Annotated in this window: 14 protein-coding genes; 8 read left to right on the top strand and 6 right to left on the bottom strand. The window is 39.1% G+C overall.

The annotated features are described in order from the left end of the window. The first annotated feature begins 20 nt into the window (after positions 1-20). Positions 21-920 carry an alpha/beta hydrolase family protein gene (locus BM358_RS15285; RefSeq protein ID WP_028541172.1) on the top strand — a complete coding sequence of 300 codons (900 nt, stop codon included), beginning with the start codon at positions 21-23 and terminating at the stop codon, positions 918-920. A gap of 134 nt (positions 921-1,054) precedes the next feature. Here the strand turns inward: BM358_RS15285 and BM358_RS15280 are convergent, their stop codons facing one another. Together BM358_RS15280 and BM358_RS15275 are read right to left on the bottom strand one after the other, a co-directional pair. Next, on the bottom strand, positions 1,055-1,870 hold the full coding sequence (locus BM358_RS15280; RefSeq protein ID WP_028541173.1) for a DUF2935 domain-containing protein: 816 nt from the start codon (positions 1,868-1,870) through the stop codon (positions 1,055-1,057). A 198-nt stretch (positions 1,871-2,068) separates the two neighbouring features. Further along, positions 2,069-2,302 (bottom strand): hypothetical protein, encoded by a 234-nt coding sequence (locus BM358_RS15275; RefSeq protein ID WP_028541174.1) that lies wholly within the window; start codon positions 2,300-2,302, stop codon positions 2,069-2,071. A 287-nt stretch (positions 2,303-2,589) separates the two neighbouring features. Here BM358_RS15275 and BM358_RS15270 point away from each other — a divergent pair, with 287 nt between their 5' ends. Next, positions 2,590-3,552: an SPRY domain-containing protein gene (locus tag BM358_RS15270; RefSeq protein ID WP_028541175.1), complete on the top strand. Its 963-nt coding sequence runs from the start codon at positions 2,590-2,592 to the stop codon at positions 3,550-3,552. A gap of 129 nt (positions 3,553-3,681) precedes the next feature. Here the strand turns inward: BM358_RS15270 and BM358_RS15265 are convergent, their stop codons facing one another. Next, the gene (locus BM358_RS15265; protein WP_028541176.1) at positions 3,682-4,737 is read right to left on the bottom strand and encodes an acyltransferase family protein; all 1,056 of its coding nucleotides are present in this window, start codon (positions 4,735-4,737) and stop codon (positions 3,682-3,684) included. Between the two features lie 423 nt (positions 4,738-5,160). Here BM358_RS15265 and BM358_RS15260 point away from each other — a divergent pair, with 423 nt between their 5' ends. Together BM358_RS15260 and BM358_RS15255 are read left to right on the top strand one after the other, a co-directional pair. Beyond that, on the top strand, positions 5,161-5,802 hold the full coding sequence (locus BM358_RS15260; RefSeq protein ID WP_023986760.1) for a hypothetical protein: 642 nt from the start codon (positions 5,161-5,163) through the stop codon (positions 5,800-5,802). 184 nt (positions 5,803-5,986) lie between these two features. Further along, on the top strand, positions 5,987-7,108 hold the full coding sequence (locus BM358_RS15255; protein WP_028541177.1) for an SPRY domain-containing protein: 1,122 nt from the start codon (positions 5,987-5,989) through the stop codon (positions 7,106-7,108). 277 nt (positions 7,109-7,385) lie between these two features. Here BM358_RS15255 and BM358_RS26905 read toward each other — a convergent pair whose 3' ends face one another. The 3 genes from BM358_RS26905 to BM358_RS15240 all read right to left on the bottom strand — a co-directional run bounded on the left by BM358_RS26905 (position 7,386) and on the right by BM358_RS15240 (position 9,658). Then, entirely contained in the window at positions 7,386-7,493 is a 108-nt protein-coding gene (locus BM358_RS26905) for a hypothetical protein (RefSeq protein ID WP_023986758.1), read from the bottom strand. 146 nt (positions 7,494-7,639) lie between these two features. Continuing rightward, the gene (locus BM358_RS15245) at positions 7,640-8,521 is read right to left on the bottom strand and encodes a glycosyltransferase family 2 protein (RefSeq protein WP_028541178.1); all 882 of its coding nucleotides are present in this window, start codon (positions 8,519-8,521) and stop codon (positions 7,640-7,642) included. 486 nt (positions 8,522-9,007) lie between these two features. Further along, positions 9,008-9,658 carry a hypothetical protein gene (locus BM358_RS15240; RefSeq protein ID WP_028541179.1) on the bottom strand — a complete coding sequence of 217 codons (651 nt, stop codon included), beginning with the start codon at positions 9,656-9,658 and terminating at the stop codon, positions 9,008-9,010. A 424-nt stretch (positions 9,659-10,082) separates the two neighbouring features. Here BM358_RS15240 and BM358_RS15235 point away from each other — a divergent pair, with 424 nt between their 5' ends. The 4 genes from BM358_RS15235 to BM358_RS15220 all read left to right on the top strand — a co-directional run bounded on the left by BM358_RS15235 (position 10,083) and on the right by BM358_RS15220 (position 13,162). Continuing rightward, on the top strand, positions 10,083-10,865 hold the full coding sequence (locus BM358_RS15235; protein WP_028541180.1) for a polysaccharide deacetylase family protein: 783 nt from the start codon (positions 10,083-10,085) through the stop codon (positions 10,863-10,865). A 113-nt stretch (positions 10,866-10,978) separates the two neighbouring features. Continuing rightward, positions 10,979-11,290: a hypothetical protein gene (locus tag BM358_RS15230; RefSeq protein ID WP_028541181.1), complete on the top strand. Its 312-nt coding sequence runs from the start codon at positions 10,979-10,981 to the stop codon at positions 11,288-11,290. Positions 11,291-11,377: 87 nt separating this feature from the next. Beyond that, entirely contained in the window at positions 11,378-12,013 is a 636-nt protein-coding gene (locus BM358_RS15225) for a class F sortase (protein WP_256253366.1), read from the top strand. A gap of 24 nt (positions 12,014-12,037) precedes the next feature. After that, positions 12,038-13,162: an amidase domain-containing protein gene (locus BM358_RS15220; RefSeq protein WP_028541183.1), complete on the top strand. Its 1,125-nt coding sequence runs from the start codon at positions 12,038-12,040 to the stop codon at positions 13,160-13,162. The last annotated feature ends 90 nt before the right edge of the window (positions 13,163-13,252 follow it).

The raw sequence follows: 13,252 nt of genomic DNA, 5'->3' as shown, positions 1-13,252 counted from the left end.
AGAAAGAAAAGGTATGGTGGATGATAAGAAACGCAGAATTTAAGAATAGTTATGCAGGATGGCGAGAAGTAGAAATAAAGGATTCCTCCCTAGGCATTACATTTCCCATGATGGTAATGTATCCAGCGGACGAACCCGAACAAATAGAGCGATTGGGTCCATACCAGTTAGAGTTGGCGAGAGAGGCAGATCTATCAGAAGGAAGATTCCCTTTGGTTATCATCTCTCACGGTACTGGCAGTACGCCGCTTGTGTATCGGATTTTGGCGCAGCATTTAGCACGCAATGGTTTTATTGTCGGCATTCCAGAGCATCCATTTAACAATCGAAATGACAATAGTTTGGAAGGAACAGCACAGAATCTTACCTATAGACCTAGACACCTTAATATGGTCACCGACTGGTTTTTCGATAGTATGCTGTTCAAGGACAAATTAATACAGAATGCTGTGTCTCTCATCGGACATTCCATGGGCGGTTACACGGCATTAACGGCGGCGGGTGGCGTGCCGACTTCTTTGCCTCACGAGACCTCGGACGGAAAGCCCCAGCTTATAGAGGTTACACCAAATTACCGAGTAAAATGTCTCGTTTTACTAGCGCCAGCGTCGGTCTGGTTTCGAGCTGAAGGTAGCTTGCGTGCAGTTAATCTACCTATCTTAATGGTGGATGCAGAGAAGGATCAGTACACTCCTTCTTTACACGCTCGTTTAATATTGGATGGCGTGCCAGATCCTAAGAAGGTACAATACAAAACAGTAAAAAACGCCGGGCATTTCTCCTTTCTGAGTCCTTTCCCGGAATCGATGAGGACTCCGGCCTTTCTCCCATCGCAAGACCCTCCCGGCTTTGATCGCGAACATTTCCATAGGATGCTTAATGCTGACATATTGGATTTTCTATGTACTCATACACGTTAGTTGGATGACAACAGCGGCTGTCTAAGAACTTTATTTTTCAAGTCTTGGTCTGCCGCTGTTTGATTTTTGTTCAGTCTAAAGCTTTATTTTCACTGGATATTTTACAGAAATTGTATTCTTTTTGCAGGGCTCTCTCAGTGCATAATTTCTTTCTTATTTACCTTAACACCTGATAAGGATTGATCAAACATATCGAGAATAAAAAGGAACCTCTCCGCTTCACGAAATACATGATCGGCTAATAAAGGATGGATAATGCTTTTTATTCGGCACTCGTCGATTAAATCACGCGCTGTTTTCTTAAAGTCACGCAAGGACTTCACAGAGACACGGTTTTCATCAACAAATTGACTCAGGAGTGGAACGGTTTGTGACTGTGGCCGCATATGACTTAAATCAATCGCTTGAAACATCAGCGTATCAAAATCATTACTAAACTCCCTAGCTTGTTCAACCAGTTTACGTTCGGATGGATCAAGTAAATGGCCTATAAATTTTGCGTGATCGGCCATGATTTTTAAGAAAAATACATTTTCATCAATAATTGCATCGGGTAATGGTTCGAGCTTTCCTGAATTGAGTTCTCCTAAACGGTTTCTGAAATAATTGGCTTCCCGGCTTATGTGATCTACCAGTAAAGGAAAATTGGTTTGTCCAGGAAGCTTGCATTGTAATATAAGGCCCAATACCATTCTCTTAAATGCCCAAATATTCGTCGCCGCATTCTGAACCTCTGTATTAAACTCTTTGATTGTATAAGGATCTGTCTCGATATTAAATTCATGCGACCTTTTCTCGATATCCTCAAAAATAGTGTAAAACTGATTGGCTTCTGTTTTAAGTTGAGTATCTTCCGCTCTAAAACCTAACCCCAGAAAAAAGGAATGCTCCTTCATGATCCTGGACCAAAATCGTATTTCATCTAATGAGCGTGAAACGAATGCATCCAATCATATCCCTCCTCTATGTGTGAGCAAAAAAGCACTTACTTAGTCATATGGGATATGCCTTGTCATTATGAATATCGAATCCCACGCCTCATACTAATCTAATTCTGAAGTTGAGCTATTGAGACTCGTAACTCTGTTACCTTATTTATGTACGTGAAATATTTCTCTGTACTAGCTATTGACCGTCGGAGTTATTAATCATTCCGGGCGCTCTCCTGATACTAGGTGTATTCGAAATTCAAGCTGGTCTCGCATAAAAATTTTACCCGCTATCTTAACTGATTCTGGCTTAATCTCCGCTACTATTCCCCCGTAATCCTCAAATGTCACACGCAATTCCTCATCAACGGATACAACGTATACATGTGCCTGGACCAAAGCAGCTCCAAACAACTCCATGTCTGTCCTCAATACTTTATATGTGCGTTTCACGATGATCACCTCAAATATTCCATTCGGTGAACCATATATGGATTCCTTCTGCTTTAAACATTTCTGTGTATGTATCCATTGTTTGTTATGGTGTTTAACCGGATGTTTCTTCGAAACCTCCAATCTAATGACTAGTGCCTTTATACTTTCGACGACCTACGTTCCCCTAAAAAAAATTAAATTCCATAATAATACTCATATTTGAATATATATCATTTAATGTTTGGACAATTCTCCCAATCTAGTTCTATAATTCACTTGTTATTACATATATTTAGGAGGAAGTCATGAACAATGTTATATTCAAAAAACTAGGAACAATAGTGTTAGCCCTTCTCATTGGAGCTTCGATGTTCTCATTGTTCCCTACCGTTACAAAAGCTGAGACTACAAATGTGACTTGGAAAAACGGGTCTATAGTAACTACTCTTGACGGGGGAGGAACAAGCGATAGAGCGACAGTGGGGAAAACAAATGGGAAATGGTATTGGGAAGTAAAGGTAAACCATGTTGCCTCATTCGTAGGGATAACAGGTGAATCAGACCGACAATATCAAGCTATTTATGGAAATAGTGGTGAAATCATCAATAACATTACCTCACCAGTAAAGATAGGTTACAGTTCTGGTTTTGGAGTTAATACCACTATCGGTATTGCATTGGACTTAGATAACGATAAAATTGTTTGGTACAAGAATGGGGTTTCCCTCGGAGCTAATTCCATTAAACCATCTGAACTTGAGGGGTCCCAGATTTTCCCTGTGATTTTAAGTGGAACTTCTCAGAAAATAGGTTTTGAAGCTAATTTTGGAGCAAGTGATTTTAAATATCCTATTCCTGAAGGATTTTTGCCTTATCAAGAATCGGGTACATCTACAACACCAGACCCGTCTACTACACCAGACCCATCTACAAAGCCTGATCCTTCTACAACACCGGATCCTTCTACAAAGCCTGATCCATCTACTACACCGGATCCGTCGGATACAGATGGGGCCTCCCAACCAACTGGTGACCGCGCTATTCTGACTGTAACCATGGACAATGGATTTGATAAAGAGTTCGATCTGAGTAAAAAAGAACTGAATGCCTTCATCGCGTGGTATGACGCTAAAGATGCTGGTAGAGGTGCTTCTTTCTTTGCCATTGACAAGCACAATAACAACAAAGGTCCATTCAGCAATCGCAAAGACTACGTAATCTTCAACAAAATTCTCACATTTGAAGTAAGCGAATATTCAACTAAATAAACATGACGAAGGACTTCATATCGGCTAATATGCCAATGAAGTCCTTTTTTACCGTTACCCTAATCTCGAAATCACGCCTACATTGCTATACTGGATGATACATTTTTCCTAGACTAAAGCTTTGCAACCCTACACTTGGTCCCCGACCTTGTTTGTACTTAGATCAATATTTTTAGTGTACACTTTGTTATTAATAAGACTAATGATGCTGTTAACTACAATTGAAGTAAGTACCGTTAACAACGTTAGCCACAACAAGATCAAGATAGATACCTTGGGAAAGAAAACAATACTCTGAAAATAATAATAACAAAAAAAGGTGTGAGTTAACCAAATATTCATTGAATTTTTACCTAAGTAAGCGAAAGGTCTGGCTAGTTTTAATTTATTCATTAAATGAATACTAACGAGGATAAGTACAGGAGCTATTATCATATCAATCGTTGTCTTCTCAAATAATTGACTCGTGGTACGAAAGTGAAATAGCACTACAATTATTATAATATCAAAAAGTATGTTATTAAATATGATGGAATTATAAATCTTACTCATCCATGAATACAAATTATATTTAGCAAAGAACAACCCTATCATAAACGGCAACTGCCAATACATAATACTGTAATAATTTCCTTGTGAATATGAATTATAAAAAACAAGACCGGAAATGAGTAGAGTTACCCATGCGTTACGTTGAAAGGCTTGAAAGGTGACCGGAAAAATTAATAGCAGCAGAATATAATCATATAAAAACCACCACTCACCATTATATGAACTGGATAGGGCTATAAAATTCCGCAGAAAATCCATTATTGAATTATTTTGAAATCTATCAGAATTTCCAAAAAAGTATAGACCAGCTGGAATAAAAAGCAAAAAAACAACCCAGTAATTTATCATTATTTTGCTTAATCTTGTAAAGCTCTTCTGCATTAAATGATGTGGATTTTGAACATTGCTCTTATATAAACCATAGCCACTTAAAAACAGAAAAATGGATATTGCTATTTGCCCAAAATGTCCTACATAAAATTCCCCTCTTTCATGAAATAAACTAAATAATGAAACATAGTCGTACTTTAATCTGTCAGGAAAAGCAAAAAGATGATGAATCAAAAGGAGTATTACAGCAATACCTTTTGCAATATTTGTTTCTTCAAGTTTTAATTCCTTATCATTGTGCACACAATATCCTCATTTCTAGTTGTACTTGAATAGAGATATATTAGCACAAACAAAAAATATAGAATATTTATTTTTTTTAATACCCTTACACCCTCCATTTTTATACAAAAAAAAGCGGTCTCCAAAAGCCTAGGAACCACGCTGTGCCTGAGTTTGTAAGTTATTGGTGAAGGGATAACCCCCCGCCTTTGCGACATTGCCTAATTTGATAGAATGAGTAATTTATACAATTTTTATCAATTCAGTGCGTCCGATATCATATACTAATAAAAGGCCTCTAGAATAAAAAAAGCCACTGTTTATTATCCTTGTTGTTAAAACTTAAAAGTATTATGTATTCAACATTAATATTCGATAATAAAGGTAACAAGATAAAATGAGCAACTACCTCAACCGATGAGGACACTCACAGGAGAATTCATCATGTTAAAAAAAATTCTATCCATTGCTCTACTTTCTGTAGCTCTAACAGCTTGTGGAAGCAATTTTAAAGAAACAACGACAAGGTCTGGGGCTTCAAGCACGTCCTTTGCTACTGAACAAACAGTAAGCAATGAAAATACTGCTCAGCAAGCTTCTACAAATGAGGTCACAGATAAACAATATTTATTTGCTGAATTCTTGAAAGATGGAACACCCGTGTTAACAGAAGATCAAGCTTCTATGGAACAAACCTCTTATGACTTCATTGCTAAAAACAGTGACTTATTTCCTTCCACAGATAAAAGCAAAGTCATTAATCTAGTAGACAAATCCGTAACAACAAAACACTTAAATAAAAATTTGAACTTATACTTAAACAAATTTGTAAAAATAAGCGGGGATGTAATAGATATAGAAGAAGATAACATTCCTATAGGGACAACGGCTATCGTTTATATTAGTGATGAAAATGATAATACAGTAATGGCAGTTTATCCGGGAGCAAGTGGAGAAATTTTTGAAGGAGACGTTGCTACAGTTATTGGAGTTCCTATCGCTAATTTTTCATATGAAAATGTTTCAGGTGGCTATACGAATACTACACTGTTAGCAGCTTCCTTTCTCGCGAAAGAAAATCAATAAATGTTAATCATGTAAGCCCTTCGGGGCTTTTTCTTTTAAGCAAAAACAGAATTAAACTGTTACGTTTCATTGTTAAAAAGTTATTATTTTACTTATTATTTAATATATGCATTAAAATGTTTAGACGATACATATTGAAACTGCTAAACTCGCATAAATAATACATAAATAAGGAGAGATTATTTTGAAACGAGTTATTTCGTCATTATTGCTACTGGGATTTATTACTCTAATATGTTTTAGTTCCTCGACATACGCTGCTACAAAAAACGTAGTGTGGGAAAAGAGCCAGTCTGTTTCGGCCACCGTAGATTCAAGTGGAACTAAAGCAAGTGTGGGAAAAACCAAAGGAAAATGGTATTGGGAAGTCACAGTAACAGCTCAAGCAAGTACCACAACTGGCATTGGTATCGTCGGTGAAGGTAAGCAATACAATGGACCAGGTGCAGGAGCTCTTCAGAACTGGATGTATTATGCTGCAAACGGAAACACTTTTCCGGGGATCGTTTCTTCTGGAAAGACCTACACATTAAAGGACGTTATTGGTGTGGCTTTGAATATGGATGATGACAAGATAAGCTGGTATAAGAATGGTGTATTCGTTTATACAAGTACCTTTAAACCAAGCGATCTTCCAGGAGAGATTGTGACTCCTTCGATCACAGGTGGTTCAGCTGGCAGCTTTTCGTTTGACACAAATTTTGGTGCGACTCCATTCACGCACAGTATTCCCGAAGGGTTCCTCCCCTACCAACAACCTGAAAATTCATTAACTCTTAATGCAACAGGGAATGAAGAAAATATTCAATTGCAGTGGAATGAAATAACAGGAGTCACTACTTATAAAATTGAAAGAGCACTAGCCCCTGGGGGTCCGTATGAAGAAATTGCCTCAGATATTTCTGGTACTTCTTATACTGATAATAAAGTTGAAGAAAACACTACCTATTATTACGTAGTTTCTGCGAATATCTCCATGGATCAAGTTGTATCCAATGAAGCAAATGCTATTGTAAAGAAATCCACGCCCGATCCGTCTGATCCAACCGAACCAGAACAACCTAGTGGTGACCGTGCCATCTTGATTGTAACGATGGACAATGGATTGGATAAGGAATTCGATCTGAGTAAAAAAGAACTGAATGCCTTTGTCGCTTGGTATGATGCTAAAGATGCCGGTAGAGGTGCTTCTTTCTTTGCCATTGATAAGCATAATAATAACAAAGGTCCATTCAGTATCCGTAAGGACTACGTAATATTCAATAAAATCCTTACATTTGAAGTAAGCGAGTATTCAACGAAATAAACAACAAGAGAGGTAGACTGTCCACTGTGCAGGACTCAAGATGCCTCGCGGCTTAAGTGGATCAGAAACCCACGCAAGGTTGCTTACAATAAGGTGTACAATCGCAGCATGTTTGATATATTTAAAGTGATTAGTGGAATTGTTCAAAAGAAAAAAGCTCTGCCGACCCATAAGGTTAGCAGAGCTTTTTATCTAATCTAATTTCGGGTAGGTTATGAAAGAAAGAAGTCGTTGAATTTGATTGATGGGTCATTATCATACAATTCTTTTCACAAAATTAAACCCAACATGATTTAAGGATGATAACCAAGAGGATATAGAGCACCAAAATGGCCGCTGTAGAAGTCCACACACCGCAAACAGCTGCACCTGCACATCCGCTCATAGCTTTAGCCCTCCTTTATTTTGTCGTCATTTTAATATATGTGTAAATATGTTTTATGACCGGGCATTCAGGTAAACATAAAACACCCCATTTACGTATGCCCGCGGAATATTAGGATACTTTCCAATCGCTTGCTGATATCTTTGTTAATATGGGAGATGGGATATACACCGTGAAAAAGCCATGCTTAATAGTTCCTGATTGTAAATCTGATACTTACAGTTTTGATCCAACACCCAATTCGCAAATCCTACAGCTTTAGTGTAGCAATTATAATCATAGGGATTAATTTTAAACTCAAGAATATCCAGCATAATCTGATTCTCTTCATCTGATAATTCCAAACCCAACTGGCTAAACTGTCTTTGTCGAATTCTCCGAGCAGTGGCGTCTTGTATTGCTTTGTGTTGATTGGACACTTGTCCTTTATGTTGACGATAATACAATAAGTTTATGGGGAGGTTCGCTATTTGTACCTGTGAAGCTAATCGGTTCCACATTTCGTAGTCTTCGGCATGAGGATAATTACTATCATATTGAATGTTTAGCCGATGTATCATGCTATTGCGTATTATTGTGACAGGATGGCAGATACAGCAATGAAATAACAACCATGTTTTAATTTCTTCATGACTGGCCGGATTCACCTTAAGTACTCCTCCACTAGAAGTAGTAAAAGCAGCACCGCATACATCAATTAAGGGATTTTGATCCATAAATGATATTTGCACATCCAATCGATCAGGCGTAGAAATATCATCGCTATCCATACGAACGATATATTCACCAGTTGCCCTATTGAATCCCTCGTTTAAAGTAGCGACCAAACCTTGATTGGTACTATGAAAGATTTTAACCACTCTAGGATCTGTTATCTGTGAAATAAGGAAAGCAGATCCATCTGTTGAGCCATCATCAATAATAATTAATTCAAAATCGGAGTAGGTTTGAACTAAAATACTGTGGATTGCTTCCCACACAAAAGCAACAGTATTATAAACTGGCAGTATAACTGAAGCTCGTGGCACAAGAAGTTCCCTCCATTCTACATTTTAAATTAAGAAAATATTATTTTACATAAAAGCAACTTCCCTATTTTTCTCGAAAACTAGTTCTTCATATATTCATGTTCTAAGTATATGTATTGGAATACGTTTCGAGGCGGCTTCTTGGTAAAAAAGGGCCTAATAAAGTGAAATCTTCAAACTCTTACTCTGGTTCGATTTATCGTTTAATAATCCTTACTCGAACAAAAAAGCGCGGTCTCAAAAGCTTGGAAGCCGCGCTGTGCTTGAGTTTCATAGTATACTGGTGAAGGAAATTCAACCCCCGGCCTACGCATTACGAGTGCTTCGTAATAGAGAACTGAGCTTGTGGGAGAACGTATTTCGGTTCGACATACCGACTGCATTCATAGTTGTATTAACGATTCATTAAACCGATAAAAAAGCTTTCTATACCACCCTTTGGGGTGATTATAGAAAGCTAATCTGCTTTGCAGCTATAGCGCTCACTTAAAATTTTCCAGGGAACTGTTTGACAATGCCTTCTGTCAGGATGTCCGCTAAATGAATCATATGGATCTCGTTTTTATCGGTTGATGCAATACCCGCTTTCCAATCTCCTTTGATATAGTCAAGGACTAATTCCGTAATCAACTGAAGGTGCGTATACAGCATATCTCGTAGTGTTTTAAACTGCCAGTTCGGATTCGCTGCACTTAAAAATTTAGCGATATCATCGGCGTTTGTACGCCAATCCGCCTCTAGCTTTTTCACATCCGCCTGATTACCCGCTTTAGCAGCCGCTACAATTTTCCCTGCGATTAGAATATGCTCCCTCAGAAGATCAGCCAGCTTATTACCAGCGGCTTCCCCATAATAAGGCTTGATCACATTGCCTATATCTTGCTGGTTCCGTAAAAGCCGGTCCAATACGTCCTTCTGATCTTGAAGATTAGATATGGCGCTGACAATATAGTTCCTCGTCCATATCGTATGGTCGATCCATACCTTCTGCATATCGCCTTTCAGTTGCACCATTTTGGAACTTAGGCAAGTAGAATCCTTCTCCTCCCCTACCTTCGCTTGCGCGACTACTAACGGAGTCATGCTAAAAACGAGCGCCAAGGTTAACGACAATGCCAACAGCCATTTGTTTTTCAATTTCATCTACCCCTCTGTACTTTTGGAATAAAACAGGCTGTCTTATTATGGTTGAAATATCCGTTTTTATACAGAGGATTATTGATTATTTACAGCTTTCCACCATTGTGCGAAGCCATGCACGATCATATTCCAAAGCCGTTAGACGTTTTGTTAGAAGGAAACAAAAAACGAGACAAATGCCTCAATGGTCTCCAAAATACCCCTCGTCGTCTCTCATCAGAACGATGATCTTTTGATCTTGGTTCCTTCTTAAGAATAGCAACCTCTAATTTATGCGAAAAAATTCCCAGTATATGCGAAACCATGTACATCGAAATAAATTGAAAATACTATTTGTGAAAATAACTTATTCGAGCGAGGAATGGCGTACACTTCTTCATGGCAAGCTAAACTGAAAAACCTAGAACGGAGAATAAACTCGATGAAAAACATTCGATTGATGTCTTCTGTGATCGCAACTTCTTTGCTGTGCATCAGCTTCTTCGCTGCTCCATATACAACTGCACAATCCACCTCATCTCCTGCACATACAAAAGGAAGAACCTATTACGAAGAACGAGGTGATATTGTATGGGAAGTTCCTACACATCGCAAGCTTATTGCCCTCACCTTCGACGACGGACCGGACGAAAGCAAAACAGTTGCCATTCTAGATTTGCTCAAGCAATATGATGCCAAAGCGACCTTCTTTGTTGTCGGCAGCCGTGTAGAAAAACTCCCTGAAATTGTGAAACGGGAACGAAAAGAAGGACATGATGTCGGCAACCATACCTTCCATCATCCATCTTTCCATCGTATTTCCCCCAACAAAGCCCTGTCTGAAATTGATCAGGGCCAAGCCAGCATCATTAATGCAACGGGTACAGAAACCCACTTTTTCCGTCCACCTGGTGGTTCCTACACCGACTCGCTCGTCAAACTTTCTAAAGAAAAAGGGCTAAAAATGATTTTATGGTCCTGGCATCAGGATACCTTGGATTGGCGAAAACCAGGTGTGCACCGCATCGTCAACAAAGTACTTCGTAATGCTCGTAACGGCGATATTGTCCTTATGCACGATTATGTATATAAAAGTACGCAAACCGTTGAGGCTTTGAAAATCATTTTGCCTGAGCTGAAAAAAAGAGGATTTACCTTCGTTACCGTATCCGAACTGCTTGACAATCGTGCCACACCCGAAGGACTGATTGAGGTCAATAAATGAAAGGGGAGGAATAACCAAACCAATTCTTCCCTATGAAATTAATGGCTACATAAAACGTTCTATGTACGGAGAATATATCTGCGAATTACCAACTATCTAAAGGAGGCAATAACATGAAAAAAGCAATATTGGCTGTAGCATCCCTGGCTGTATTTCTGTCAGCAGGATCGATGGTATCTGCATCTACACCCGCAACGGAAAAGCATGAACACAAAATGCACCAGCATAAGGTTAAAGCTCATGCGAAACACGAACACAAGCTGCATGCGAAGAGCAAACATGAGAAAGCTCACAAGCTCCATGCACGTGAAGCTGCACCAGCCAAAATCATTGGAGAAAAGAGCATTCATGCGAAGAGTTTAAAAGCAAAAGCTACTAAACTACCGAAAACTGGATTTGGTGGCGCAAGCGAGCAAATGAATTAAAGGAGGCTAAAAGGGAGAGAGGGCGTTTATATCCCCTCTTTCCTTCTTCATATGACAAATAAGTGGTTCAGTCGCGTCACAATACTATTGATTCTGCTGATTACTGCAAGCTGTTCATCTTCAGCTGAACATCGTGGTAACTCTACTCGTGCCTCGCATAAGTCTGAAATTCAACAAACTCAAAAGGCAAAGCCCATACAGGTTATAAATAAACCTTTTTTAGGGATCATTCCACATAAAATCGATATTCCTGCGGTTCGTATTCATTCGATTATAGAACCGGTAACCTACTTAGAAAATGGTCAAATGGGCGTTCCAGGTAACACGGATCGAGTAGGTTATTTATCTACCGCTGTATTGCCAGGGGCAGTAGGTAATGCAATTATGGACGGGCATGTCGATACATATACGGGTCCGGCAGTTTTTTATCCCCTTAAAAAATTGAAAAGAGGGGATCACGTGTATGTAACTGGCGATAATGGTTGCAAGCTTCAATTTGTAGTGGAGTCCGTAAAATTTTACCTAACACCCGAAGCACCGATTCAAATGATTTTTGGTCCTACAGAAGAGCGCCGTTTAAACTTAATTACCTGTGCCGGGCGCTACAGTCGAAGCAAGAAGGAACATGAAGGGCGACTGGTTGTATTTACCAAATTAGCACACATGAATTCAGCCTGTGAAAAACTTAAGGTTCAGAACAAGGACAATTTCAAAAACAATTAACCATTTCAAGGAGAATGAATAAATGTGCCTAGGATAGAAAAATTGAAACTGCTGTGCATGATTTTAATATTAATCCCTGTATACAGCCTTTTTTTATTTCGTGCACAAGCCGAGCCAGCTGAACAAGATAATGTTATCCCATTTCTTCAAGAATTGTTTGATGATCGTACTCGGTTATTGATGGATCAGGACAAAAAGCACATCGAGAACCATTACTTGATAACAGATAAACGAAGCAACTATGCGTACCATCGTGAAATGAACAGAGCCGAATATATTCATGAATGGGCTAGGCATCGTAAAATGAAATTTGTGAATGCGGAAAGCACAATTCGGGTAGCCCGTACAGAAGTATTGGGTGATACGGCCAAAATTTCCCTTGTTCAGTCCTTGAAATTGAGTTATGAGTATATTCACAGCTATCCCGGTCGGCATGATTTTGGAATTGGAACACGTCATGGTATTACACTAAGAAAAAAGGATAAACGTTGGTACGTGGAACGAGAATGGTATTCAGATCCTCTGGAAGAGAATTCAAAAAAGATTCAAAAATCCGACTTATTTTTTTCTCCCCATAAGGATCCGGCAACAACAGAGAGAGCTATTCATAAATATAACAGAGCCCGCGCCATTGACTATGCGAATAAATATGCAGGGACGACATGGGGGGCAGGGAATGGTCAACGATATAATCAAAAATACTTGGATTATAACTCCAAGGGAGGCGACTGTACCAACTTCTCCTCACAAGTCATCGGGGATGCGGAAGAAGGCGGAGGGCTGCCTATGAAATCAGGCTGGCATTACTTGTATGGCAATGGTGGAAGCCAGGCCTGGGTTCAGACAGACGCATTTAGAAATTTTCTTATACGCTCCGGCTATGGAAGAATTATTGGACAAGGCAGCTTCTCAGATATTGTTCAATCCGTCAATGAACGGCAGCTGCATCTTGACAAAACCCAGTTACTTCCAGGTGATTTAATTGCTTACGTCTTAAAAGGCGATGTAGACCACTTCTCAGTTGTAGTCGGATTTGATCAGAGTGGCTATCCTTTAGTCAACTCCCACACCGCTGACCGTTTCAGAGTTCCCTTTGACTTGGGGTGGGATAAACATACCAAATATTTGTTAATTCATATACAGGACTAAGTCTCGTGATCCTTAAGACTTATTCATATCCCGGAGGTTTCTGTCATAGGAATAATATGGACAGCTTCTAATGGGGTGAAAAATCTGAAA

It is taken from the genome of Paenibacillus sp. cl130 (assembly GCF_900116035.1).
Classification (GTDB): Bacteria; Bacillota; Bacilli; order Paenibacillales; family Paenibacillaceae; genus Paenibacillus; species Paenibacillus polymyxa_B.
This window is presented reverse-complemented; position numbering and strand designations above follow the sequence as displayed.